Below are 25,617 nucleotides of genomic sequence, written 5' to 3' on the forward strand. Positions count from 1 at the left end.
GGAAATTTAGAGTAAGAGTACTTTATACCTTGCACATCAAAACTAAAAAAGTCCTAATCACAAAATAGTGATTAGAACTAATTTAAGAAATTTACCAACAACAGTTGTCAAAGAGCCGTTTTTTAATAGTTAAGTTAGTTACGGTTAAAATCGTGCTATAACTTTATCGTTTAAATTAAACGGTTTGTGGTTCTTTTTTGAGTAACTTTTCTGATTCTTTAGTGATTTGGGTGAGCGTGTGCATGTCACCTTCCAGATCGCCGTAGAGTTGACGATAAAGCTTGTAGAACTTGTTGTAGGCTTCGTGCTTCTTTGGATCTGGTTCGATCTTGTCACCAAGGACTTGCCACTTCTGAACGTCGTTAACGTCTAGGATACCAGTACCAAGGCCTGCCAGCATGACATCACCTAAGTTAGCTTCGGCATTGTCGATTGGTGTCCGTACAGCGTAGCCAGTAACGTCAGCAAACATTTGTACCCAGTCAGGTGAGTTCGTTACACCACCGGCAATGACGACGTAATCGCCAAGGTCGCGGCCAGTAGCTTCCATACTGTGACGCAGAGCGTAGCAAACGGCTTCTTGGAAGGCGTGGAACAGATGACCCTTGGTGTGAACTAATGACAAACCAAAGATGGTTCCTTTAGCGTCAGAGTTCCAAACGGGTGCCCGTTCACCCATGAAGTATGGCAAAACAACTAAACCTTCACTGCCAACAGGGATGTCATGTGCTTCCTTGCCTAATGCGACATAAGCGTTATCACCGCCAGCGTTTTGGGCAGCAACTTCTTCTTCACCAAAGGTATCACGGAACCACTTCGTAATGGCACCGGCAGTAGCTGAACCAGAGAAGTTGTAAACTAAGTCTTTAGACTTGTAAGGATATGGCCATACGATCAGGCCTTTACCTTTGATAGGGGTCTTGCTGACAAGAGCAGCGTTCATTGATGAACCAATAGCGGCAACGTAGCGGCCCGGTTCAAAGACGCCCATCCCAACGTTAGCAGCACCAACATCGACACCACCAGAAACAACTGGGGTACCAGCCTTAAGGCCTAAGTCAGCAGCAGCTTCGTTAGTAATGTGGCCAACGATCGTCGTTGAATCAACGATTGGTTCTGGCATCATGCTCTCAGGAATACCCATTGCGTTCAGTAATTCCTTTGACCAAGTATGCGTGTTGATGTCGTACAAACCACCTAAGTTACCAGCAGCAGTATGGTCGATGCAAACAGCACCAGTCAATTGATAGATAGCGTAATTGCTCGGTGGTAAGAACATGTGGATCTTACGCCAGTTTTCTGGTTCGTGGTTCTTGATCCACAGAATCTTCGTGTAACCGTAGTATGGGTCAACTACATCGTCACCAGTGATCTCTGTCAGTTTTTCAGTAGAGATGTTAGCTTTAACCCAGTCGGTTTCTTCTTGTGCACGACGGTCCATCCAGATCAAGTCTGGACGTACAGGTTTCATATCTTTGTCAACTGGTACACCAGAACCACCATAAAGACCGCTAATACCAAGGCCTTTGATGTCTTCTGGGGCAACGCCGGACTTTTTAACAACTGCACGAATTGAATCTTTTACACCTTTAACCCAAACGTCTGGCCATTGTTCAGCCCAAAGTGGCTTTGGGGTTAAAACATCATATTCTTCAAGATCTTGGGCAATTAATTTACCAGTTGTATCCATTAAGATACTCTTGGTACCTGAAGTCCCAATATCTGTACCGATTAAGTATTGCATAGGAATACTTCCTTTCGTTTGTTCAATCATATTTGATAGAGTAGGGAACGCGGGATTAAATGGTTGGGCAAGTGAGAAGTGACTTCCCACTATGCATTTAATCGCTGATATTCCTCAAGGCTAAGACGCGTCCATAAGGTACTTCCGGCAGAAACACCCCATTGCTGGGATGCTGCCGACGCGAGCACCTTATATTTCGGTCCTTAAACGCCTTGTTATAGACATTGTTCTGATTACCAAGCGGTGAAGGCACCGTCAACCAGGTAATCGTCACCAGTTGAGAAGCTGCTGGTATCGCCGGCCAAGTAAACAGCCATACCTTGTAATTCATCAGGACGACCTAAGCGGCCAAGTGGTGCCCAATCGTTCCATGTCTTGATCAATGGCTTCAATGATTCAGAGCTCAAAGTCAAGTCAGTGCCCATGTAACCTGGGCTGATGGTGTTAACACGAACACCCTTTTTAGCCCATTCAATCGCCATTGACTTAGACAATTGGATAACACCGTTCTTAGTAGCGTTGTATGAACATTGTGGTTGTGGACGGTTAACAATGTGAGCAGACATTGAAGCGGTGTTCACGATTGAACCTTTGCCTTGCTTGATCATGTAACGGCCAGCGGCTTGTGAGCAAAGGAAGACGGAGTTCAAGTTCAAGTTAACAACTTTTAGCCAGTCTTCATATGACATTTCTTCGGCTGGAATGTTTAAGCACATGCCAGCGTTATTGAATGCAGCATCAAGGCCACCTAATTCAGAAACAACTGTTTCAACCATCTTTTTAACTTGGTCAGGGTCAGTAACATCAGTCTTAATACCGATCACTTTACGACCAGTGTTCTTTGCGATTTCATCAGCAGTTGTTTTTGCCTTGTCACCGTTGATATCAACGATAGCGACATCAGCACCGGCCTCGGCCAATGCTTCGGCCATTGCTTTTCCTAATCCTTGTGCACCACCGGTAACGTAAGCTTTCTTACCGGTAAGGGCCATACGATCTAAAATACCCATATTTGTTCCTCCTCAGGAATATATAGTTTGATTAAAATTTCGCGGATTTAAAAACGAAAACTATTAAACAAATTCATTTTGTAAAAGTGCTTTATTTAATTCGCGACTAATGTAACCCCTTACAAAATAAATGTCAACACTTTTTGAAAACGTTTTAAAAATTGCAATTTTACCACCATAATGGTAGATTTTAACTATGATGTTACTGGGGGATGAGTGAATGAAACGTGATAATAACAGGCCGTCTGGGCATTATCAGGCGATGTATAAATTAATTTATGAATCCGGTAAAATTTCTAAACAAGAGATTGCAAAAGAGATGGATTTAAGTTTGCCGACTGTAACTCAGACGTTGCATCAGCTAATGGAAGACGAACAAATTATGACGGATGGCAAGTTTTCATCCAGTGTGGGCCGGCGCGCGGTTGTTTATTCGCCAAACAGTGACAAAGCTTACGCAGTGGGGTTAGAGTTATTTGCCAACCATGTCACCGCAACGCTGGTTAACGTTTTGTACGAAGATCTGGGATCAGCTACGATCAACTTACCATTCACCGTTGAACTGGGTTATTTTCAGCAGCTAGGTGACTGGCTACACCAGTTCATTGCCGCACAAAAAATTCCCATGGAAAAAGTTGAAGGTGTGGGGATTGGCATTCAAGGTTTAATCTCTTCCGATGGTAGAACGGTGCTCTATGGTAAGATTTTGAATTGTACGGGACTCACAAGCGGACAATTTGAACGTTCTTTTGGCATTCCGGTAACGCTATTTCATGATGCGGACTGTGTTGCATTGGCAGAACAAACGTTATCCCATAACCATGAGGATGCTATTTACTTGTCAATTGGGGAACATTTAGGTACGGCAATTGTCATTAATGACCGTATCTATACCGGCGAAAAAGGACGCAGCGGCACGATGGAACACATCACGCTTAACACACAAAACGGCCACAAATGCTATTGTGGCAGACGCGGTTGCTTGGAAACCTACAGTTCGCTTAGCGCGTTATTGAGAGGTAACGAGACCATTCAAAGTTTTATGAACCAGTTGAAAGAAAACGACCGGGAAACCGTCCAGCGCTGGCGCAACTATCTGGCTAATTTAGCCGAGGTCATCAATAACCTGCACATGTTCGTTGATAATCGGTTGGTTATTGCCGGTGAACTAGTCAAGTATTTAGATGACGGTGCCATCGAATTTATTAACGATCGCATTAAAAGCATTACTGCCTTCCCTGAAGATCAGCCCTATGTCGAACGAGGAACAGTGCAGGCTAGAGCAGTTTCTTTTGGCGCAACGTTGCCAATTATAAAAAGTGTTTTAGATAATATATAAGTTTTATTAAGCACCATTTTCATTTGGAAAATGGCGCTTTTTTTGTTAAATTAAAAGTTCAAACAATCACAATAATAGGAAATAAAAAAGTTTACTTAAAGAAATTATTGATGATTTTACTGATATAAAGCGCTTTCAAAGGATAGTGAACTGATCACTGTACAAGTGAAGAATAAATCTAACTTGCGATTTGTAACCGGTTACAACTATAATGTAAACCATTAAGTAATCTAGTTTTATAAAACTGGTTATTTGATTGGGCTGCAATAATTAAATTGACATTATCAGTTCGCTAGGAGGGTTTCCTTTGAAAAAATATATTTCTTACGCGCTTGGTGCCTTTGGCCATGATGCGTTTTACAATACGTTAAGTATATATTTTATGATGTTTGTCACCAGTCAGTTATTTACCAATGCTAGTGATGCTAAAATGGTTGGCTTCGTTACAACCCTAATCGTTGTTATTCGGGTTGGTGAAATTATGTTTGACCCAATCATTGGGGGTATTGTTGATAACACGAATACCCGTTTTGGAAAGTTCAAGCCTTGGCTTATGTTTGGATCGATTGTGGCTTCAATCGGTTTGATTTTAATTTTTTCTGATTACTTCGGCTTAACAACCAGTAATCCAATGTTATATCTCATTATCTTTGGGGTAACTTTCTTGATGTTGGATGCTTGTTATTCATTTAGTGATATTGCGTTTTGGTCAATGTTGCCGGCTTTGAGCATGGAAGCAAAGGAGCGGACAAAATTTGGTACGTTTGCCCGTTTTGGTTCAACACTGGGTGCGCAAGGCGTTATTATCATTATCACGCCAGCCATTATGTTATTCTCTCAGCTGTTTTCCGGTGCTAAACCCGGTCAGCAGACGCAAGCCGGTTGGTTAGGCTATGCGATTGTTGTTGCGCTGTTGTGTGTTGGTGGGGCAACGATGACTTGCTTGAACACCAATGAACAGCACAATAAGATTCGCAGCAATACGAAGCATACAGGTGTCCTTGAAGTCTTCAAGGTGATAGCGCAAAACGATCAGTTACTATGGATCGCGTTAGCCTACTTCTTGTTTGCCTTTAGCTACGTCGTTAATAACTCACTACTGATGTACTACTTCCGTTATCGGTTAGGCAACGCCAATGCCTATACTTGGGTTGGGGTCATTACCTGTATCTTGGGCGTTATTTCAGTTGCTTCATTCCCAGCACTTGAAGTTATAGTCCATCGTAAAGCCATTTTCTGTGGTGGTATTGGGGTCATGTTATTGGGTTATATTCTCTTTCTCACTGCCGGAACAAGCTTGCCATTGGCTCTTGTGGCAATTGGTCTGTTATTCTTCCCATACCCGCTGATTTTCCTAGCAACGTTGATGGCAATTACCGATAGTGTTGAATATGGTCAATTAAAGAGCGGTTCCCGGAATGAATCAGTCACACTATCTGTTCGACCCTTGATCGATAAGCTGTCTGGTGCAATTTCAAATGGTGTTGTTGGTATCGTCGCGGTGATGACCGGGATGACCGGGAATGCAAAACCAAGTGATATTTCAGCATCAGGTGTTTTCCATTTCAACATGTTTATGTTCTATATTCCGATGGTATTGCTGGTCATTTCAGCCATCATCTTCTTTAACAAAGTTCAATTGTCCGAAAAGAAACATGCTAAAATTGTTCAAAAACTTGAAGAAAAGCTCGGTGTTGATGATGATACCGATACTGATGCTGATGTCAATATTGATTCCAGCGTGGTTCCCAATCACTCATAAAAGTTAACTTAAATATTAAATTGAAAGCGGTCTCTATTATGAAAGTAGTGGGGACCGTTTTTGTGTATCCAATACCTGACCATGGTAATCATTACCTGGGAAATAATCGGGTTTTAAATCGGGTGGCTCAGCCAGGTTGATTATTAGTGAGAACATGGAATAATAGACTCATTGAGTAAATACAGGAGGAACACGAATGAAGCACATCGTAACGGGAATTATTGCCCACGTGGATGCGGGAAAGACCACGTTATCTGAAGCCATGCTTTATCAGTCTGGCGAACTTTCACAGTTGGGAAGAGTTGATAACGGTGATGCGTTTCTTGATCCTAATGACTTAGAGAAAAAGCGCGGTATCACGATTTTTTCTCATGAAGCAAATCTGCAGTATCAGCAGTTGTCGCTGACCTTACTGGATACACCTGGGCACGCTGATTTTGGTGCTCAGACAGAACAAGTTTTGAGCGTGTTAGATGACGCTATTTTGGTGGTGTCTGCGACCGATGGTGTTCAAGGATATACCCGTACATTATGGCGGCTGTTATCCCGCTACCAGATCCCCACTTTTATTTTTGTGAATAAAATGGATGCGCCTGGTGTTGACCGGGAGGCACTGTTGGCACAGCTTCAGTCTGAATTATCGGCTGGCTGTTTGGCATTTGACGGTGAAAAACTGGCTGATAGCTACGAAGATATTGCCTTGCAGGATGATTCTGCGCTAGATAGTTACATGGCTGACGGCAAGCTGAGTGACGATATGATCCGACAATTGATCGCTCAGCGGAAGGTTTTCCCCACTTATTTTGGTGCTGCGCTCAAATTGGCTGGGGTAGAAGCTTTGATGAGCGGTTTGGAAAACTGGACGATGCCCATGGTACCGGAGACGGCGTTTGGTGCTCGTATATTCAAGGTGTCTCATGATGAAAAGGGTGAACGGCTGACGTGGGTTCGTTTGACTGGCGGTGAACTGCATCCTCGTGACGAGGTTTTACCGGAACAAAAAATTAATCAGTTACGCCAGTATAATGGGGTGAAATATCAAGTCAGCCAGTCGGTAGGTGCTGGCGAAGTGTGCGCCATTACCGGGTTAACGGGAACTCGTCCCGGTCAAGGGTTAGGTCATTTAGCCAATGGCGATGAGCCTGTTTTACAGCCCGTGCTGACCTATAAAGTTGATCCTAAGGGTAATGATCTGCATGCATGTTTGAAAGCTCTTCAGCAGTTAGAAGACGAAGACCCACAGCTTCATGTGACTTGGTCAAATCAGTTGCAGGAAATTCGGGTACAGCTGATGGGAACGATGCAATTAGAAGTTATTCAACAGTTGTTGCAGCACCAATTTCAATTAGATGTGGGGTTTGATGAAGGCAGCATTCTTTATAAAGAAACCATTAGTTCACCAATTGAGGGTGTTGGTCATTTCGAACCTTTGCGGCACTACGCCGAGGTTCATTTGCTCATGGAACCTGCAGAATGTGGCAGCGGGGTCAGCTTTGCGGCTGATTGTTCCCTAGAAGTTCTGGGTAAAAACTGGCAGCATCAAATTATGACAAATTTGTCAGCTAAGCAGCATTTAGGTGTTTTAATTGGTGCACCGATTACTGACATGAAAATGACCTTGATCGGTGGTCGTGGCAGCATTGTGCATACGGTGGGCGGTGATTTCAGGGAAGCAACCTGGCGAGCTGTCCGACAAGGACTCATGATGGCTAAGCAACAAGGTGAGGCTCGGTTGCTGGAACCGTGGTATCAATTCCGGCTTACGGTGACGCAGGATCAGGTTGGTCGGGCAATGAACGACATTCAGCAAATGAATGGCCAGTTTGACGCACCGGAAAACACTGGTGGAGCTATAGTCACATTGAATGGCAGCGCACCAGTTTCTGAGATGCAGGGGTACGCCCAAACGGTGAACGCCTATACTCATGGACAGGGTGCGCTGGAGTGTGTGTTCGATGGCTATCAAGCGTGCCATAACACCGATGAGGTGATTGAGGCAGCCGGCTATGATCCAGTAGCCGACTTAGAGAACACGCCGGATTCTGTATTCTGTGCTCATGGTGCGGGTTATCCAGTCAAATGGGACCAGTTACCGGTTATGGCACACTATCCCTATATGGAAAAATGATTAAGAAAGGGCACCCTTGAGCAATCAGCTTAAGGGTGCCCTTTGAATTGTTTTAGGCTTCTACCCTACATTGAGGGGACGAGTATAAGAAAGATCCACGTAGCAAAGCAGCAGATGAGTAGCAGCATTCCAAAAGCAATCCAAAATAAAGCTTTGTGATGATATTTTTTGCCGAAGTACATCAAGACTAGCATGATCAACGCAACAGTGAAAATAGATGTCGTCATAGGTTTATTCCTCCATTTTAAAAGCGTATCAGCCAGTATTTTTTTGTACAACTCAAAGAGATAATGTTGAGGTATTTTTAAGTTTTAGAAAACGCTTTTATCGTCTTAAAAATGTGGTAAAATAAAATCAGTTAATAATTGTTCTAAAGTAGAACACTTTTTAAATAATGTTGTGTGCTATCGAAGGAGGGGTTCCGTATGGGAATTGATTTAACTGATGTACAGGGTGTTTATAAGGATGCGGGGAGCAATATCATTTTTTCAACCATGGAATTAAAGCGCGAGGATCACGATTCGGATCTGGAAATGGTCCAAGATCTCGCTGAGCACTTGCCAGCTTTCGAAAATTCACTGAATATTCGTTACCCAGATGCCGGGTTAGCCGTGGCGTTTGGTTTCTCCCGTAAGGCTTGGGATTATCTTTTTCCGAACGCTAAGCGGCCTAAAGAACTGGAAGAATTTGAACCAGTCGTTGGGCCGAAATACACGGCACCAGCTACACCTGCGGACCTTTTCTTCCATGTCCGGGCAAAGGATTCGGCCGTTCCTTTTGAGTTAATGACCATGGTTATGGATCGAATTAAAGATAACGTAACGGTACTTGATGAAACCCATGGCTTCCGTTACTTTGAAGGCCGAGCTATTATTGGTTTTGTGGACGGTACGGAAAATCCTAGTGCGCTAGATACCCCGGAATACGCTGTTATTGGTGATGAGGATCCCAATTTTATTAACGGCTCATACGCGTTCGCTCAGAAGTATGCCCACAACATGGCAGCCTGGAACGCACTAAAAACCGAGCAGCAGGAGCAGGCTATTGGCCGAAAGAAGTTCAATGATGTGGAGCTTGAGGATGATCAAAAAGCGCCGAATGCCCACAACATTGCTTCCCAGGATAATGAGGGTGGTGTAGAACACAAAATCGTGCGGATGAACGTGCCGTTTTCAAACCCAACGAAGGATGTCAACGGAACTTACTTTATCGGCTATGCGCGTCATTGGACGGTTACCAAGCGGATGCTGACAAATATGTTCACCAAGTCTGACCGGTTATTAGATTTCTCAACCCCTGAAACTGGTGAAGTCTTCTTTATCCCATCATTTACTGTGCTTGGTAAGATTGCAGACGGTGAGGAATTTTAAATTTTGAAATGAGTTAGGGCCTGTCAATCTGACAGGTTTTTTTTGTTGAAGAAAAGACGTTGGGACATTTGCAGTAGTCATTTGAGGAAGCGAGTGAAGATAGTTGACTATGTCGTGCATTCTGCCATAATGACGGCAAAAACAAAGTATCGGGGTGACCTATCATGACTAAGCTGACATTAGTTGTACCAACTTATAACTTGAGTCATTATTTCGATGAAACGTTGCAAACCATCGCTGATCAAACGGCAGACTTTGAACTCTGGCTAGTGGATGACCATTCAACGGATGGAACGGCGGCCAAGGCGGCAGAATTTGTTAAGGGCATACCAACGTTTCACGTGGAACAATTTGATCGCCATCGAGGTGTCTCGGTCGCACGGAACTTTGGAATTGAACATGCTTCCGGCGATGTGGTTGCCTTCGCGGATGGTGATGATCAATTACACCCAGACTTTGTAAAAACATTGATCAATGGGTTCCAGACGGATACACCTGCGGTTACGGTTGGCTATCGATGGTGGCATTCACCAATGAATCCGCGAGATCAATATGAAACACTTTCTCAGAGGACCATGTTTCAGCAAGCGAGTCAACGGGGTTCCGAAATTGGTGGTTACATTTGGAATAAGGCTTATTCCTTGCCAGCGATTAAACAGATACATTTAAGGTTTGATGAGTCGTTGACAATTGCCGAAGATTATTTGTTTACGGCGACCTTCGTGGTCAATAATCCCGGTGTATATGTCTACGACCCAGCCATTCGATATACGAAGATCAATCGGCCCAACAGTACACTGCGTTCACGAGGATTTTCGGAACGCCGAGTTGAAGATCAGGTATTTGATCAAATCTACCGAATGGGCGAGCGTTTATGAACATTTGTTAGGTGAATTAAATGGGGGTGCATCATGACAGAGAGTAGTATTATGCAACTTAAAGTGACATTAAAAAACGTTAAACCGGATACATGGCGTCGGGTATTAGTTCCCACGAGTATTCGATATGATCAGCTTCATGCTATTATTCAAGTTTTATTTGGTTGGACAAATAGTCATTTGCATAGCTTTTCGCCAGTTGATGATCCAGCTATTGAATATGGGATTGTCATGCAGGATTTAGATATAAGTGATGAAATGTTAAATGAAAATGAAAACTTTGCTTACCCAGATCTTGAGAAGGGTATGGTGACGTACGTTTACGATTTTGGCGCTAGTTGGACGCACCAAATTGAGCTGGAAAAAATGATTACCATGAAGGCATTTCTGCAAGCCAAGCATCACCAGCTCCCAGTGGTGTTGTCAGGGAGGGGTCCGGAACGAATAGAGGCAACGGGTGACCGGGGCAGTGCCTTTAACGCTGAGAAAATCAATGGCTTATTTGGAGAATTTGCTGGTAGTTGGGACGAAGCCTATTAAATTAAGTACGGTAGCATTTTGAAAACGTATTTTTTATTGTTATTAAAGCCAAAATTGTTTCAAATTTTTCTGAGTCGTTAATTCACCTAATTTCTCAACGCTTTCTTAACTCTTTTTCAACGTTCTGTTTAGCTTTCTTTAAATTCTAAGGTTTAAACTGAATGTAGTTTTAAGGATAAGGAGTGTGAGAGACATGCTGCTAGATCACGATTCTAAAATAATTAATATTACTGCTGCGCAAATTACCAAGGTCTTCTATCCTTTTGTCGTAGCAAAAACAGAAAGTGGAAAATATCTCCACATCAATCTTTCAGAAAAAGAGCGTGAGGATCCCTTATTTTGGGATGAATTGCGAAGCATTTTAAAAGCTAAGCTATGGGTACCAATTGGTCGAAAGTATCACCAGTTGTTAGATAATGGTTGGCTGGTCTCAGAGCCACCAATAGCAGACGGCTGGTTAGTACCAGAGTTGTAGTTAAGCAGTCAAACTAGATGAACGGATTGTTAGCAGAGAAGCTGATAATCCGTTTTTTTAGTCTGATACGGTAATGCCATTCAGTTTAGTGATAAGCTAGAAATATCGATTATGATATAATGCTTTTAAATTTAAAGTCAGGATACTAAATTCCAACGCAGTTTAAAATCTAAAAGCTGTTAGTCAATCAACCTAAATCAGATTTGAATGGAGGGGTCACTGTGAAATTAAGTGTGAAGAAAACGTCAGAACTATCAGTTCTCGAATTATTGGAAATTATGAAGGCACGGGTCAAGGTATTTGTTGTTGAACAAGAATGTCCGTACCAAGAAATCGATAATCAAGATGATGACGCGGTCCATATGATTTTGCGTGTGGATGGCGAATTGGCTGCCTATACACGGATTGTTGATAGCCCCAGCCAGGGCTACATTAGTTTTGGCAGAGTATTAGTTGTAAAGAAGTTTCGGAAACAGCATCTAGGCCGTGAAATCGTGAGTGCAACCATTGAAGAAATTAAAGAAGATTTCCCGGGAAATGATATTAAAATTGCTGGCCAGAGTTATTTGTTAAAATTCTACGAATCGTTTGGTTTTAAGCCGGTTTCTGATGTGTTTTTAGAAGACGGGATTCCTCACATTAATTTAGTGCTGAAGGTACAAAGTTAGGGGCTTAAGTAGATGAATGTCATTACAGCTTATATTGCAGAACAACCACAAGAAGTCCAGGGACAGCTGACTAAGTTGTATCGATTATTAAAGCAGACGCTGCCTGAAGCTGAGGAGAGAATCTCGTATAGGATGCCTACTTTTTATGAAAATAAACCCATTATTTACTTTGGTGCTAATAAACACCATATCGGAATTTACCCAACTAGTGAAGGGATAGCATTCTTTGCTGATAAATTAGCTGGTTACGAGACTACAAAGGGGAGTTGGCATTTACCATATGATGAGCCATTACCCGATCAGCTAATTATGATGATGGCAAAGCATCGTTTAGCAGTTGTGCAACGAAGATGAGAAATATTTGAGCACAATTGATCAGTTATAATGGTTACGTCGATGCTGCTATACCGACTGTTATTACGATAGGCATGGACGCTTTAAAGTAAAATCAGTATACTTTGACTTAACCTAGAAAAATCAGATTAAATGGGGGATAAGTATGAGTTATAAAGTCGATTTTAAAAATGTTGAACAGGTAGGCCTTGAGAGCTCACCTGTTGCACCAGCCTTAGCTGGATTACGTGCTAATGAAGCCCGTTATTTTTGGAATAAGTATAAGCATGAATATGTGACTGAACCTGCCAGTGATCATCCTGAATTAGTGGATTATGTAAACGATGTTTTGTCAGAACGTGATTTAAAAATCCAATCCAAACCACTGGAAGTCTCTCAGTTTGAGGTTGAAGGAACTAAATGGACCTATGTGTTTTATGAGAGTGGCCTAGCGATTAACGTGATGTATGCGTTAGATTCTGAAGGCAAGCGCGCAGTTGGTTTTAAGTTGTCTGATGGTATGGAAATACCAGCAGAATTAGCTGATAAATTTAAGTTCGCCCGCCAAAGATCTAAGCTAGCTGGGACCATTCGCGGTAGTTATTTCAAAATCAAACGGGAACATTAAAAAAAACGTCATCTCAATTTTGAGATGGCGTTTTTTACTATAACCCTGAGTTAGCTAAGGGCTTTAATATCGTGTTTATCAGCCGTGATAAAGGTACCGTTTGCTAATTGTAAACGAACTTGATTGTTGCGAACAGAAAGTGTTTTGATTTTCAAGACTTTGTTGGTGCGATAATGTTTGGCTTTGTGATGGGCATTGAAGTCACGGTAAGCATTGATTCCGTGTGCGTTGATCACTTTAATGCGGTTAGGCTTCTTCGTGTATTCAGCAGCGGTGACATAATGCTTGTTAGCTGTGATGTAGCCCACGTGGTTGAAGGTAGCAGACTTCTTGTTAATATCTTTTACTTGATAGCGATATCCTTGTTTAGTATGAACGCGTTTCAAGAATGTAAATTGAGCCCATTTTTGCTGCTTTACAGTCTTAAACCAGTGGAAACGAGTGTTTTTGGAGAAGACTGCTTTCTTATAAAAGCCAATCTTCTTCATCGCGTACCATTTATGACCCTTTACTTCGGTTTTTGCATGGGTAATGTTAGAGTGTGATGAACCTGGCTTGGTCGCATTTGTATTTTCAGACTGGTTAGGTTTATTGACGTCCGTATGATTGTCGCTGTTAGAGCCATTTGAATGGGAGTTATCAGAATTTTCCTGACTGCTGTTATGATGTCCATTGGTATCACCGTGGCCATTACCCGGCTTGGTATCATTGCCGTTTCCTGACTGATCAGGTTTGTTTACATCAGAGTGATTATCGCCATCAGTGCCAGTGGAATTATGATTATCAGAGTGGTCTTGGCCGCCGTTACTATTTTCATCAGTAGTATCATGTGGTGATACTTTGTTGATCAAATCAACCAAAATCTCTTCGCCGTTATCGCTTCCTACCATGGCTTCGCTGATTTTTACCGGATTATCAGCCTTTTTAACTTGTTTAAATTTGATTTTGGCTAAATTGCCGGTATCAGGTTGCTTACTAAAGCCTAAAGTAAGTTTGAGAACGCCATTTTCAACTGTTTGCCGGAGGACTTCAGTACCCTTAGGCGTGTTAATTTGATCAACGGTTCTTCCTGCTAAGTTAATTCTTAAATCTGCAGAACGGAGTTGGTGCTCTGACTTGGTCTTTAATGATAGTTGGGCTTGATGAGGGGTTGATTTTAGTGTGATAGATTCAACATGACGATGCTTTTTCACCAATTCAGTTTGGGGCAAGAAGGCTGAAGAATCGAAGACTTTACCAGTCATTGATTTAGGCTGTTTAACTTGAAGAGCGTGCAGAATTAGAGAACTGATATCTGCGTTGCTGCCACCGTGTAAACGCCGGCCGTTATCAATCGTTTCACCACCAAGGCCGATAAAGATATTGGTGTTAGGTGCTTCGGTATTTTGACCGTGATCTGTTCTCCAGCCACCGTGGTCAGCGTTGGCGATGACTAATGTATCATGTGAATGACCTGTAGCCTCAAGCTTGTCCATGACTGTTTTGAACATATCATCGTATTTGGCATAGTTTTCCCAGTAAGCATCGTTGAACCAGCCGTGGCCGTGGCCTTGATGATCCATTTGGTCACTTTGCATGTAAGTGAGAGCGGTATTGCTAAAGTCATCAGTGTCAATGTAGTTGGCGACATCATCAAAGGATTTCCAGGCTTGTGAGCTGTTTTTATCAACGGTTGCGTCAGGTTCTGTAATCCCGTTTAAGATGTTACCCCACTCAGAAAAAGCGGCCGCACTTTGATTAGGATTAGCAGCCTGTAATACCTTAAAGACTGAAGGGAAAAGGGGCGTTGCTTTGCCAAAATCGTTAAAATAAAACTGTCCTGAGGTTGCATTGGTGTATTTGTAGTCGTCTGGTAAATCACCCCAGGTCAGGCCATGTAACATGGAAATGTAGTTTTGAGCTGAAATGGTTGGGACTACCGCTTCAGCTGTTGTACTCATTGCAAATTGTTTATTAAATAAGTTCATGGTGTAAGTGTTTTGTCGCTTTTTCAAAATGGCTGGATTAGTCGTCCATTCCGGATCCGTATCATTGTTTTTAGCGTAATACATGCCATTTGGATCCCATGGGTTACCACCGCCGTCTGTTGTCAAAACGATCACATGCTTGTATGGCCGAATGACTGATTCTTTAGCGACTTCAGCTTTTTTATCGGCTGGTGCCATGGCGATATCCCCAGCACCGATGATGCCATCGCCGTTGTAGTCATCGGCTTCTCGACCTCGGATTGTGACGGATTGTGTATTACTATCCATTTTAATACCTGAAAGCTGTTTGCCGTCCATAACACCTTTGGTATTCGTAATCTTAAACTGAGCCGTGGTTGTATTACCTGGAGTTAGCGACTTAGCTTTGAACTTTAAGTTAGCCAAACGAGTTTGACTGTAGTCTTTAAAATCGGCAGTTGAAAGTCCCATATAAGTTGTGACATGTAAGAGGCCATCTTTCACTTTTGTCACGAACGAACGTTGCGAATTGAGATTTGAAACATAATCAAATTTGCTGGCATCGTAGTTTATGTCATAGTTAAGAACTTTGATGTCACCCGAATATTCTTGTCTAGTATGGACGTTTAAGTTGTAAGCATGGCCAGCTACTACTTCAGATGGCCCCACTAATTTTGATTCAAAAGGCTGCTCCACATGGTCGGATGATGAAGTGACTTGTGACTGAGCTTGGTTACTAAGTTGAGCGATTTCGCTATCAGTTAATGCGTGATCGTATAATCTTGCAGTGCGAACTTGCCCCGTCATATACGATTCCACGCCGTCACGTGAGTTACTATCACCACCGATAACTAGATTATTGGTATCCTGCGCCCACTTGATTGAACCATTTGTAAAGTCAACTTTCTGGGCGAATTTCCCGTTAACGTAAAGTTTAACTGTTTTATCTTCTTTGTTGATAACACCAACAGCGTGAATCCATTTGCCTTTTTGCAGTGGAACAGTGGGTTGTCGGTATTTCCCGTCCACATGTGCAAAGAAGATTAATTGATCATTTTCAACACCGATGCCAATACCACCGCTTTGTTGATTAGAAAAGATATCGTGTTCACCCGAAGTGTTAGCACTAGGATCATACTTAAAGAAAGTTTCCATAGTTAATCCGTTCGCTAATTTTTTGTATTGATCAGATGAAACAGGTATCTTAAACGCTGATGAGCCGTCCAGAGTTGCAACGTTACCCTTAATATCATGACCTTGGCCGATTTTGGGTTGACCAACGGTTTTAATGGTATTAAAACCACCTTGTAAGTCGGTTACCCGATTATCTTCAAAACTAAAATCAGCATAGCTTTTCGGTAATTCGTTAGGTTTCGACGCTTGTGTAGTAATAGTCACCGATTCAGTTGCTGCAGCTGCAGTAATTGAGGGAACGGCTACCGACATCAAAGTTGCTGAACATAGTAGGACGCTTGCAATAACTCGAGGTTTCAAAAAAATCAACTCCATCTCTAATTTTGTAACGCGTTCGTTACTCATTTAGAGTATCAAGTGCTTGTAAAAATTGGGTTGAGTGTTGTAAAGCTGCTGTATGGATTTCGTTGATTTTGCGTTCAGTTATCGTGTATACGTAATAAAAAAGGCTCAGCCACCTTGAAGGCAGTTGAGTCTTGAGTTTAATAAATATTAGCAACTTGTGCTTGCGCAACTTCATGAGCCATAAAATCATCATACGTCGTGTCAGCGCGGTCAACAACACCTTTAGGACCAACTTCAACGATGTGGTTAGCAATCGTCTGAATAAATTCGTGGTCATGACTGGTGAAGACCATAGAACCCGAAAAATCAATCAAGGCATCGTTTAAGCTGGTGATGCTTTCCAGGTCCAAGTGGTTAGTCGGATCGTCCAGTAAGAGGACGTTAGCCTTGCTCAGCATCAATTTAGAAAGGTAGCTACGTACCTTTTCGCCACCGGAGAGGACAGGGACTTCTTTGAGGACTTCGTCACCCTTGAAGAGCATTTGACCGAGGAAACCGCGAAGGAAGGTATTGTCGCTTTCTTCTTTGCTAGCGTATTGCCGCAGCCATTCTAGAATGTTCAAGTTATCATTATTGAACTCTGGATTGAGATCCTTTGGCATATAAGCGCGATTAGTCGTGACGCCCCAAGTGATTGAGCCGGTATCAGGTTCCATCGTACCTGCCAGTAACTGCATCAGAATACTGGTCGTCACATCGGAACGAGAAATTAAGGCTGTTTTATCACCAGGTCGGAGGATAAAGTTGACGTTATCGAGAACTTTACGACCATTGATGGTCTTGCTGACGTTTTCAACTCGCAGTAAATCATTACCTAGTTCACGGTCCGGCGTAAACTTAATAAATGGGTATTTACGTGAGCTTGGCTTGATGTCATCCAAGGTAATCTTATCTAATTGTTTCTTCCGGGAAGTTGCCTGCTTAGACTTTGAAGCGTTAGCTGAGAAACGGGCGATAAAGTCCTGCAGTTGCTTGATCTGTTCTTCTTTTTTAGAATTAGCTTGATTACGAAGCTTCAGGGCGAGTTCTGAGCTTTGGAGCCAGAAGTCGTAGTTGCCCACGAAGAGTTGGATTTTACCAAAATCAACGTCACACATATGGGTACATACGGCGTTTAAGAAGTGACGGTCATGGCTGACAACTAAAACGGTGTTTTCATAGTCGGCAAGAAAGTTCTCAAGCCAGCTGATCGTTAATGGATCCAAACCATTGGTTGGTTCGTCCAAAAGCAACACGTCTGGTTTTCCAAACAGCGCTTGTGCCAACAACACCTTGATCTTTTCGCTTTCTGGTAAATCTTTCATTAATGCTTGATGGCGATCTTCAGGAATACCCATTGATTGTAGTAATTGACTCGCATCGCTTTCAGCGTTCCAGCCGTCCATTTCAGCAAATTCACCCTCAAGTTCAGCGGCCTTGATGCCGTCTGCATCAGAAAAGTCGGCCTTTGCGTACAGCGCATCCTTTTCGGTCATGACTTCGTAAAGGTGTTCATGTCCTTGGAGAACAGTATTTAAAACGGTTTGCTCATCAAAGGCAAAGTGATCTTGTTTTAAGCTACTCATCCGTTCGTTAGGGCCTAGTGAAACATTCCCAGTAGTAGGGGTCAGCTGGCCCTCCAAAATTTTAAGAAAAGTTGACTTACCAGCCCCGTTAGCACCAATAATGCCGTAGCAATTGCCGGGAGTAAACTTTAAATTAACGTCATCATACAGTTTGCGGTCCGAAAAGCTCATGGACACATTGGTTACAGTTAACAAGTTAGTACCTCACTTTATGGTTGTCGAAATCAAGAAATGTGAATCCGTCCCTACATAGTATCAGATTTATAAGGTATTTTCCATCTAAGGATGATAGGAAATGAATTTCGGACAAAAAAATCACCTGCTGAACGTTTGAATTCAGCAGGCGACTTTGTATTCAAAGGAAATGATGACTAATCTATTGCTTTTTCAGCAGCTTTCTTAGCTTCTTTAGTGGCTTCCTTATGACGCATTTCCATTTCAATTTCTTCCAGCGTCTTTCCACGGGTTTCAGGCACAGCGTAGAGAACGAAGAAGATTGAAACGATAGCGAAGAAACCAAAGACAGCGAATGGTCCGCCAACATTGTTGTGGAAGGCGTTCAGCAGTACTAAGAAAAATTGGGAAACAATGAAGTTACCGATCCAGTTAGCTGCAGATCCAATGGAGTTACCAATACCACGCACATTCAATGGGAAAATTTCACCAATCATTAACCAGCAAATTGGCCCCCATGAAACGGCGAAACCAAAGATATAAATTGCAATCAGAATCATGGTTGGTACCGCAGCTGCTTTAACACTCAATGTGAAGTTCAAGAATGACAAAATGATGATTGAAGTAGCCATAACGACGGAGCCGAAAAGTAAGATCGTGCGACGGTTAAATTTATCCATGATGTTGTAAGCAAGCACCGTGCACAAGAAGTTCACAATACCGATCCCAACTGAGATCCAAATGGCATCACCATCAGCGAAGCCAAACCCTTTGATAAAGACTTGTGGCAAGAAGTAGATAACGGAGTTGATCCCAACCAATTGTTGTAGCAGCATTAAGCCGATTGCAACGAAAACAGCTGGTCGAGCAAAGGTCATTAATTCATGTAAACCGCCTTTAGGTTGGTTGGCAACTGCTTGAATCCCAGCTAATTCTTTATCAGGATCTTCATCAGTTTTTGCACGTAAATCGTGTAAAACTTCTCTAGCTTCATCAATTGATCCCTTTTCAACCAAATATCTTGGTGATTCTGGTAAAACAATTGAACCGATGAACAGCGCAACGGCAGGGATCAAAGCTGATCCCAACATCCAGCGCCAATCACGGATGCCTAAAAGGTTATGACCTAAAAAGCCTAAGTTGGATACGTAAGCAAGTAAAATACCTAAGGTAACCATTAACTGGAACATAGTCCCTAGGGAGCCACGGTGAGGGGCATCAGCAAGTTCCGCCAAATAGGCGGGCGTTAATGCTGATGCAGAACCAACGGCAAATCCTAGGATAATTCGGGCAATAATCATGGAAACAAACCCGGAAGCTGCCATTGACAGGCCGGACCCAAGTAAGAATAGGAGGGAAGCAACTAATAATAACCGTTTTCGTCCAAACTTATCTGATAGAGATCCAATTGATAAAGCACCAACTGAGGAACCAATCAGAACAGATGAGGTAATAAAACCAGTCTGTTCAATGTTTAGCTTGAAACTGGATTCAATCAAAGATGAAGCACCTGAAATAATCCCAGTGTCAAAACCAAATAGTAGGCCACCCAGTGCGCCAAAAGTAAATATAAAAATGGTACTTAAATGACGAACACGCATGACAATCTCTCCTAACTAGTAATTCGTATAATAGCTTCTTAGCAACCCCCATTGTAGTGATTTAGCCAAAAAACGCAAACGTTTACATCCCCTTTATAGCTTGATATAAAGCGTTTTCGCGCTTTGGATAGGGAGGCAATTTTGAGATAAGAGAAAAGTAATCGTTCATGTTAATTTTGTCACATAGGCGCCACTACGCCCATTGTGTTCACAAGTCAACGTTGGGTGTTGTTTAGATCATCAAAAATTATAAAAATTGGTATACACCATAAAAAATAATTTAATTTTTTTATGGATGAGGGGACTAAATTACTTCAACTATGGTTTTGTTTCACGTGAAACAATTTTTTGAGCGATTAATGCTTGGTAAATAAATAGTACCAGCATGGCCTTTAATTAAGACTATGCTGGTACTATTTGAAATTTGTTTTCCGCTGAGGGATTTTTGAATTGCTAACGCGTTAATGGCGTTACTTTTGAACCTGCAATTGCAATTCTTCTGCTGTGTACGTTTTGATTAAATCTAGTAAACGCGAGATATCGTCAGCCGATATTTCACCAATATTGCCAATTCTAAAACTGTCGCATTTTGAAACCTTGCCTGGGTAAATAATGAAGCCACGGTTTTTCAGATATTCGTAAAATGCACGGAAGTTAAAATCAGCTGTCGGAAATTTAAATGACGTGATGATGGGTGATTGCACACTTTCATCAATGACCAGTTCGTAACCGAGTTCCTGCATACCCTTACGTAAGAGCGTTTCATTATTATTGTAGCGGTGAGTTCGGGCGGTGACACCGCCTTCTTGTTCAAGCTCACGTAGCGCTTCTGCGAATGCATAGACAACGTGAGTAGGGGATGTAAAGCGCCATTTACCCGCCTGATTTTCAAAGGTTTGATATTGGGCATATAGATCAAGTGCCAAGGAACGCGCATTACCTTCAGTAGCTTGTAAGGTGTGCTTCTTAGCTAACACAATACTGAAACCAGGAACGCCTTGAACGCATTTATTCGAACTGGTGACGAGGTAGTCGACACGGAGTTTTTCCAAATCAATTGGCACACCACCAAAGCTCGACATCGCATCAACTAGTGTGATGATTCCTTTATCCGCTAAAGTGGGGATGATTGTTTCAATAGGATTTAATATTCCCGTAGTGGTTTCACAATGGACGACTGCAAAGTGGGTGACTTCAGGATGTGCAGCTAACGCTTCCTCGACGGCCGCAAGTGTGACGGTTTGATCCTCGGGCACTTGTAGAACGACATGTGGAATAGCCAGATAATCAGCAATTTCAATCATTCGTTCGCCGTAGGCACCGTTTGCAGCGATTAATAGAGTAGCGTTTGTTTTAGGCACAGCGGTTCCGATAGCAGCTTCTACACCAAAGCTGCCGCTACCTTGCATCAAAACAGCCGTATAATCTTTTTCCGTGGCATTGCCAATGGTGACTAACTCATGACGAACCCATTGAGTGAGCTCTTTATAGTCATCATCCCAGGTGCCGTGATCGACCAGCATCGTTTCCTTAACGGTTTTGCTAGTCGTTAGGGGACCAGGTGTGAGTAGTAAAGGCATGTCATGTTGTTGGTCTTCGATTGATTCAATGAGTGGAATTAAGTCGCCAATGTTATTAATGATTTCGTCGGCACCAGCTTCTTTCAAAGTAGCCGCGGCAATAGTATGATAACGATCGCGGTGTTCGATATCCAACTGACTGAATTCTTCTTCTGATAAGCCGATTAGGTTACCACCGTCCACAACACCAATGGAGATGGTGCCAGCGTTCTTGCCTTCAAGAATGTCGTTAACCGTATCGCCCACTTTGATAACATGAGATGGGTCAGTGATGTTCATCTTCTTCATCGCAAGTTCAACCATGTCCGGTTTTGGCCGACCGACGTGGTTGGTCTGTTCGGAGGTAATATTATAAGCTGGTTTATAGCCTTGTTCAGCGGCTAAAGGTAGCACCTGATCCAGCATAGCTTGTGTGTAGCCTGTGGTGGTCGCCAGTTGGATATGGTGAGCATTAGCAAACTTAATTAAGTCGGTCATACCTGGTTTTAATTGAGCCGTCTCAGCTAATACTTTATTAATTTCGATTTGAAATTGAGCGTAAATTTCTGCCGCAGCTTTTTCCAGTGGCGTATCGGGATGGTTAGCTATCCAGGAGTTTGAGATTTCAGGTTCCTGCAGCATTTTTCGCACGTGAGTCAGTTTATCTAAACCAACATCCTGACGAATAGTATCCTCGCTCAAGTCAATGAAGAAATGGGCAAAGGCATTTTTAAAGGCAATGATGGGGGCTCGACTGCCGTAATCAATCGTCGTGCCTGCCCAGTCTAATACAATGGCTTCAATCATTAGGATCCCTCCAGAATTTATTAGTCAATAGCATTAAAATTTACTGATGTTTCACGGCTCGTAAGCGGTAAGAAATGATTTCCAGCACGAGTGCAAAGGCTAGAATCATATAGACCATGACACCAACTTCGTGGAAGTTAAAATAGAAGCTGCTTGACATGAATAATTGATAACCGATACCGCCAGCGCCCGCTGCTGCGCCGACTGCAATGGCATCAGCAAAGTTGATTTCAAAACGGATAAACGTCCAACTGAGGTAGCTTGGAATGAGGTTAGGGATGATTGCCTGGCGTATAATGGCGCTCTTTTTAAGTCCCATTGCCTGCATCGTTTCGATGATTTCTGGTGATAATTCATCCATGCTATCGGCATAAACCTTTGTTAAATAAGCGACGCTATGGAATGTGATACCAACCACAGCAGCGTTAGCACCTAAACCAAAGACGACACTGTAAATGAGTACCCAAAGAACAGTCGGAATGGCACGAATAACGGCCATAAAACTTTGAATTCCTAGAACTAGGGACGTAGGTGCGAGTCGCCTAGTACTTGCCAAAGCAAAGAAAAAGGCCAGTACGGAGCCAATCAAAGTTGTCAAAAAGGCGAGTAAGATACTTTGCCCTAACACACCTAACAAGGAAATAAAAGTGGTATTGACTAAGCGTGGCTGCAGAAACATAATTTTGATGTTTTCTGCGAAACTCATTAGTGCCTCGGTTAATTTAAAGTGACTGGGTATCATTGTTGGCAAGGTCATTAGGGTGATATAGCCTAGCACAGCCAGTGTTAGCAAAATTGTGACGCGCCGGCGATCCCGAAAACGTAAGGGAATTGAAAGTCTTGGTCCGGAAGGTAATTGGGTGGGAATTGAGATTTGATTTTCGGGTTTGATCATGATAATAACCTCCCAATCAGATTAGAGATAAGCTCAACTGTGACAACTAAAATGATGACTGATAAGACGACGAGTCCAGCGGCGCCATATCTTAGACTTTTAAAGTAGAGGTTGAAGATGAAACCAACACCAGTCCCCGTTAGCAAGCCGACTAAAGTGGCATCACGAACGTTGTTTTCAATCATATAAAGAATCCAAGACATGAGCGCAACAGCAATCTCAGGTAGTAGCCCCTGAAAGATCACTTGCAGATAGGTAGCACCAGTGGCTTGCAACGCCTGGATCTTTTCGGTGCCAAAGTCCTCAATTGTTTCCATAAAAGCTCGGGTGAGAAATCCCAAGGTCATGAAGAAGAGTGCCAGAAAGCCGGTCAGATCATTTTGCTTGAATGAAAAGAGCAGGATCATGGCCCAAGCAACGATTGGAATATTTCGTAACAAAGAGGAGAATCCCCGAATGACCCAGCTGATTGTAATGGCAGGCGTGAGCGTTTTTGCACCGATAACTGCTAAAAAGAGTGAAATAACAGCTGCACAGCTAGTTGCGGCTACTGCGACTAGAAAAGTCCGCAAGAGCTGCTGAACGATTTCATGCCAATACCCCTTGGAGGCCTCATTAGGAATGAAGTTTTGAATTAACCATGCGATACCGTCTTGAATATTGAGGAGTGAATGGGACTGGAATCCTAATCCCATTGAAGCGCCAATGTAGGCAGCACCAAGGATGACGATTAATAGTGTCAGCTTAAAACGCTTTTTGGTGAAGAAGTCGTTCATCTCTTCAACGTTAGAATTCATGAACAAGGCTCCTTTCTGGGACAGCACCTTTTTGATAGATTCCAGTGATAGCAGCATCAGAAAGGGCTTGGGTCCGATCGTCAAAGACGACTTGCCCATTATTGATGCCAATAACGTGATCGGCATATTCTCTAGCAATATCGACTTGGTGGAGATTGATCAGAACTGAAATACCATCATTTATGGCGAGATCTCTCAGGATATCCATGACGGTAATGGTTGATTTAGGGTCTAGCGAGGCAATTGGTTCATCGCACAAGATGATTTTGGGATGTTGCATTAATGCACGGGCAATACCAACGCGTTGCTTTTGTCCACCACTAAGGTTACGGCATTGCTGGTAAGCAAAATCTTTAAGGCCAACTTTTTCAAGCAGTTTCAAAGCCGTTTCCTTTTCTCGGTTGCTATAAAGAGAAAAGATACCGGCTAGATTAGACTTCGTTCCTAAGCAGCCATGAAGGACATTCTCAATGGCAGTTAAGGGTTCAATCAAATTATAATTTTGGAAAATCATGCCGATTCGGCAACGAGCTCGCCGCAACTGCGACCGGTTTAATTGACGCATATCAGTGTCGTCGAACAAAATCTCACCATCATCATCACGAATCAGTTGGTTGATACTACGTAAAATTGTGGTTTTACCGGCACCAGAAGGCCCGATAATGACGGTTACTTCACCAGGATGAACGCTAAAGGAAACATCAGTTAACGACTTTTTTTCGCCATCGTAACTCTTAGCTAAGTGATTCACTGTTAACATAGGGGACCCTCCTTTTGCCAGGGACTATTCGCCGAGTACTTTATGAGTAGGTGCGTACCATTTGTCGGAAATGGCGATGAATTGGGTGTCACCATCTTTTGGCAGTAAACTGTGGACTTTGGCAGTAGATGGCGCAAAGAATTTTTTATCCTTAGCAATTCGAGATGAAGTTAAAGCTTTAATGATCTTCTTAGTATCTGTTTTGCTGAGCATTTTGGCGTTCACAGCAATGGGTTCGTTTTGTACGGGGTATGCTGCTAAAGCGATGCTTTCCTTGCCACGGACACTGTTGAATGGTGCTGGTGCGTTGGCATTGATCTTGAAGTCGGCACCTGCCTTAGTTGAATCGTTGGTGAATTTACCGTAGGAAACCAGATCCATATCATCAAAGGCAGCCACATCGGCGTCACCCTTAAGCAGGTTCACGGCTGAACCCTGATGTGATCCGCCAAACAGTACCTTAGAGAAGAACTTGCCGCTTTGTTGCAGATCGTCCTTGTTTTTAAGCTTGAAACTAGTTTGAATAGCGCCTGCTGGAATAGCAAAACCAGAAGTTGAAGTGTTGGAAACAAATGACATCTTTTGACCCTTGATCTTATCGAGACTGTATTTGCCATTCACTTTGTATTGATTTGCTTTATCCTTTGGTACCATGATGTAACTATGATACTGGGCATCTTTTAGTGTCCCTGATTTACCAGAGTAGGTTAAGATTGGCTCAACGGCAGCGTTTTGCTTATGGGCCTGAATGTAACTGTCTGGTCCCATTAAAGCAATTTGCGCTTTACCCGAGGAAATGGCTTGAATGGCAACGTTATAGTCAGTGGTTGTTTTAACTTCGACCTTTTTACCGGTTGCTTTGTGAATCTCGTTAGCAAGTGCTGTTCGGGCTGGCCCTGCTTCTTTGGCTGAGTCGCCAGGGAGGAAGACAACCGTGAGGGCTTTCGCCTTTTGGTGTCCCCCGTTAGCATTGGAAGAACTGCATCCGGCTGCAGCTAGTGATAAACCTAAGATTCCGGCGGCGAATAAACTTGTCTTTAAAATATGCATGTTAAATAACCCCTATCTAATTTGATAGGCTTAATACTACTGGTTAAAT

The 25,617-nt window shown here is 42.8% G+C and carries 20 protein-coding genes and 1 pseudogene; 10 read left to right on the top strand and 11 right to left on the bottom strand.

Translation table 11 applies throughout. The features are described from left to right. Positions 1–175: 175 nt before the first annotated feature. Together IWT5_RS02780 and IWT5_RS02785 are read right to left on the bottom strand one after the other, a co-directional pair. Complete coding sequence (locus IWT5_RS02780) at positions 176–1,744, bottom strand: FGGY-family carbohydrate kinase (protein WP_089108431.1); 1,569 nt, start codon at positions 1,742–1,744, stop codon at positions 176–178. Positions 1,745–1,977: 233 nt separating this feature from the next. Further along, a complete protein-coding gene (locus IWT5_RS02785; protein WP_089108432.1) occupies positions 1,978–2,754 on the bottom strand; it encodes an SDR family oxidoreductase in 777 nt (258 codons plus the stop codon). A gap of 220 nt (positions 2,755–2,974) precedes the next feature. Here IWT5_RS02785 and IWT5_RS02790 point away from each other — a divergent pair, with 220 nt between their 5' ends. The 10 genes from IWT5_RS02790 to IWT5_RS02835 all read left to right on the top strand — a co-directional run bounded on the left by IWT5_RS02790 (position 2,975) and on the right by IWT5_RS02835 (position 12,875). Then, positions 2,975–4,093, top strand: coding sequence for an ROK family transcriptional regulator (locus IWT5_RS02790; RefSeq protein WP_089108433.1), 1,119 nt, complete (start codon positions 2,975–2,977; stop codon positions 4,091–4,093). Positions 4,094–4,400: 307 nt separating this feature from the next. After that, on the top strand, positions 4,401–5,855 hold the full coding sequence (locus IWT5_RS02795) for a glycoside-pentoside-hexuronide (GPH):cation symporter (RefSeq protein ID WP_089108434.1): 1,455 nt from the start codon (positions 4,401–4,403) through the stop codon (positions 5,853–5,855). Positions 5,856–6,051: 196 nt separating this feature from the next. Next, positions 6,052–7,983 carry an elongation factor G gene (locus IWT5_RS02800; RefSeq protein WP_089108435.1) on the top strand — a complete coding sequence of 644 codons (1,932 nt, stop codon included), beginning with the start codon at positions 6,052–6,054 and terminating at the stop codon, positions 7,981–7,983. A gap of 425 nt (positions 7,984–8,408) precedes the next feature. Continuing rightward, positions 8,409–9,353 carry a Dyp-type peroxidase gene (locus IWT5_RS02805; protein WP_089108436.1) on the top strand — a complete coding sequence of 315 codons (945 nt, stop codon included), beginning with the start codon at positions 8,409–8,411 and terminating at the stop codon, positions 9,351–9,353. A gap of 164 nt (positions 9,354–9,517) precedes the next feature. Next, positions 9,518–10,231 carry a glycosyltransferase family 2 protein gene (locus tag IWT5_RS02810; RefSeq protein WP_089108437.1) on the top strand — a complete coding sequence of 238 codons (714 nt, stop codon included), beginning with the start codon at positions 9,518–9,520 and terminating at the stop codon, positions 10,229–10,231. 33 nt (positions 10,232–10,264) lie between these two features. Continuing rightward, complete coding sequence (locus IWT5_RS02815) at positions 10,265–10,771, top strand: plasmid pRiA4b ORF-3 family protein (protein WP_089108438.1); 507 nt, start codon at positions 10,265–10,267, stop codon at positions 10,769–10,771. A gap of 193 nt (positions 10,772–10,964) precedes the next feature. Next, positions 10,965–11,246 (top strand): hypothetical protein, encoded by a 282-nt coding sequence (locus tag IWT5_RS02820; protein ID WP_089108439.1) that lies wholly within the window; start codon positions 10,965–10,967, stop codon positions 11,244–11,246. Between the two features lie 278 nt (positions 11,247–11,524). Then, positions 11,525–11,914, top strand: coding sequence for a GNAT family N-acetyltransferase (locus tag IWT5_RS02825; RefSeq protein WP_089108632.1), 390 nt, complete (start codon positions 11,525–11,527; stop codon positions 11,912–11,914). 12 nt (positions 11,915–11,926) lie between these two features. Continuing rightward, positions 11,927–12,268: an iron chaperone gene (locus IWT5_RS02830; RefSeq protein ID WP_089108440.1), complete on the top strand. Its 342-nt coding sequence runs from the start codon at positions 11,927–11,929 to the stop codon at positions 12,266–12,268. Positions 12,269–12,413: 145 nt separating this feature from the next. Then, positions 12,414–12,875, top strand: a complete 462-nt coding sequence (locus IWT5_RS02835; RefSeq protein ID WP_089108441.1) for a DUF8821 family protein — start codon at positions 12,414–12,416, stop codon at positions 12,873–12,875. A gap of 50 nt (positions 12,876–12,925) precedes the next feature. Here IWT5_RS02835 and IWT5_RS02840 read toward each other — a convergent pair whose 3' ends face one another. From IWT5_RS02840 to IWT5_RS02875, 9 genes and pseudogenes are all read right to left on the bottom strand, one after another. Then, positions 12,926–16,315 (bottom strand): LamG-like jellyroll fold domain-containing protein, encoded by a 3,390-nt coding sequence (locus IWT5_RS02840; protein ID WP_089108442.1) that lies wholly within the window; start codon positions 16,313–16,315, stop codon positions 12,926–12,928. Positions 16,316–16,497: 182 nt separating this feature from the next. Next, the gene (locus IWT5_RS02845) at positions 16,498–18,120 is read right to left on the bottom strand and encodes an ABC-F family ATP-binding cassette domain-containing protein (RefSeq protein WP_191981271.1); all 1,623 of its coding nucleotides are present in this window, start codon (positions 18,118–18,120) and stop codon (positions 16,498–16,500) included. 176 nt (positions 18,121–18,296) lie between these two features. Next, positions 18,297–19,700, bottom strand: coding sequence for a sugar porter family MFS transporter (locus IWT5_RS02850; RefSeq protein WP_089108443.1), 1,404 nt, complete (start codon positions 19,698–19,700; stop codon positions 18,297–18,299). A 470-nt stretch (positions 19,701–20,170) separates the two neighbouring features. After that, positions 20,171–21,280: a 2-aminoethylphosphonate--pyruvate transaminase gene (gene phnW / locus IWT5_RS12365; RefSeq protein WP_225360211.1), complete on the bottom strand. Its 1,110-nt coding sequence runs from the start codon at positions 21,278–21,280 to the stop codon at positions 20,171–20,173. 39 nt (positions 21,281–21,319) lie between these two features. Then, positions 21,320–22,066, bottom strand: a pseudogene (gene phnX / locus IWT5_RS12370) (phosphonoacetaldehyde hydrolase); the annotation flags it as partial. A 40-nt stretch (positions 22,067–22,106) separates the two neighbouring features. After that, entirely contained in the window at positions 22,107–22,961 is an 855-nt protein-coding gene (locus IWT5_RS02860) for a PhnE/PtxC family ABC transporter permease (protein ID WP_225360195.1), read from the bottom strand. Further along, entirely contained in the window at positions 22,958–23,758 is an 801-nt protein-coding gene (locus IWT5_RS02865) for an ABC transporter permease subunit (protein WP_089108446.1), read from the bottom strand. The genes IWT5_RS02860 and IWT5_RS02865 overlap by 4 nt, the downstream gene beginning before the upstream one ends. After that, positions 23,748–24,518 (bottom strand): phosphonate ABC transporter ATP-binding protein, encoded by a 771-nt coding sequence (gene phnC, locus IWT5_RS02870; protein ID WP_089108447.1) that lies wholly within the window; start codon positions 24,516–24,518, stop codon positions 23,748–23,750. The genes IWT5_RS02865 and phnC overlap by 11 nt, the downstream gene beginning before the upstream one ends. A 24-nt stretch (positions 24,519–24,542) precedes the next feature. Further along, entirely contained in the window at positions 24,543–25,568 is a 1,026-nt protein-coding gene (locus IWT5_RS02875) for a phosphate/phosphite/phosphonate ABC transporter substrate-binding protein (RefSeq protein WP_089108448.1), read from the bottom strand. Positions 25,569–25,617: the final 49 nt, after the last annotated feature.

The sequence above is a fragment of the Secundilactobacillus mixtipabuli genome (assembly GCF_002217925.1).
In the GTDB taxonomy this organism is placed as follows: domain Bacteria; phylum Bacillota; class Bacilli; order Lactobacillales; family Lactobacillaceae; genus Secundilactobacillus; species Secundilactobacillus mixtipabuli.

Excerpts from the sequence above, each read along its gene's own strand:
- IWT5_RS02800 (WP_089108435.1), top strand. The coding sequence starts at position 6,052 with ATGAAGCACATCGTAACGGGAATTATTGCCCACGTGGATGCGGGAAAG.
- IWT5_RS02830 (WP_089108440.1), top strand. The coding sequence starts at position 11,927 with ATGAATGTCATTACAGCTTATATTGCAGAACAACCACAAGAAGTCCAG.
- IWT5_RS02875 (WP_089108448.1), bottom strand. The coding sequence starts at position 25,568 with ATGCATATTTTAAAGACAAGTTTATTCGCCGCCGGAATCTTAGGTTTA.
- IWT5_RS02825 (WP_089108632.1), top strand. The coding sequence starts at position 11,525 with ATGAAGGCACGGGTCAAGGTATTTGTTGTTGAACAAGAATGTCCGTAC.
- IWT5_RS02860 (WP_225360195.1), bottom strand. The coding sequence starts at position 22,961 with ATGATCAAACCCGAAAATCAAATCTCAATTCCCACCCAATTACCTTCC.
- phnW (WP_225360211.1), bottom strand. The coding sequence starts at position 21,280 with ATGCCTTTACTACTCACACCTGGTCCCCTAACGACTAGCAAAACCGTT.
- IWT5_RS02850 (WP_089108443.1), bottom strand. The coding sequence starts at position 19,700 with ATGCGTGTTCGTCATTTAAGTACCATTTTTATATTTACTTTTGGCGCA.
- IWT5_RS02780 (WP_089108431.1), bottom strand. The coding sequence starts at position 1,744 with ATGCAATACTTAATCGGTACAGATATTGGGACTTCAGGTACCAAGAGT.
- IWT5_RS02810 (WP_089108437.1), top strand. The coding sequence starts at position 9,518 with ATGACTAAGCTGACATTAGTTGTACCAACTTATAACTTGAGTCATTAT.
- IWT5_RS02815 (WP_089108438.1), top strand. The coding sequence starts at position 10,265 with ATGACAGAGAGTAGTATTATGCAACTTAAAGTGACATTAAAAAACGTT.
- IWT5_RS02790 (WP_089108433.1), top strand. The coding sequence starts at position 2,975 with ATGAAACGTGATAATAACAGGCCGTCTGGGCATTATCAGGCGATGTAT.
- phnC (WP_089108447.1), bottom strand. The coding sequence starts at position 24,518 with ATGTTAACAGTGAATCACTTAGCTAAGAGTTACGATGGCGAAAAAAAG.
- IWT5_RS02805 (WP_089108436.1), top strand. The coding sequence starts at position 8,409 with ATGGGAATTGATTTAACTGATGTACAGGGTGTTTATAAGGATGCGGGG.
- IWT5_RS02820 (WP_089108439.1), top strand. The coding sequence starts at position 10,965 with ATGCTGCTAGATCACGATTCTAAAATAATTAATATTACTGCTGCGCAA.
- IWT5_RS02865 (WP_089108446.1), bottom strand. The coding sequence starts at position 23,758 with ATGAATTCTAACGTTGAAGAGATGAACGACTTCTTCACCAAAAAGCGT.
- IWT5_RS02785 (WP_089108432.1), bottom strand. The coding sequence starts at position 2,754 with ATGGGTATTTTAGATCGTATGGCCCTTACCGGTAAGAAAGCTTACGTT.
- IWT5_RS02835 (WP_089108441.1), top strand. The coding sequence starts at position 12,414 with ATGAGTTATAAAGTCGATTTTAAAAATGTTGAACAGGTAGGCCTTGAG.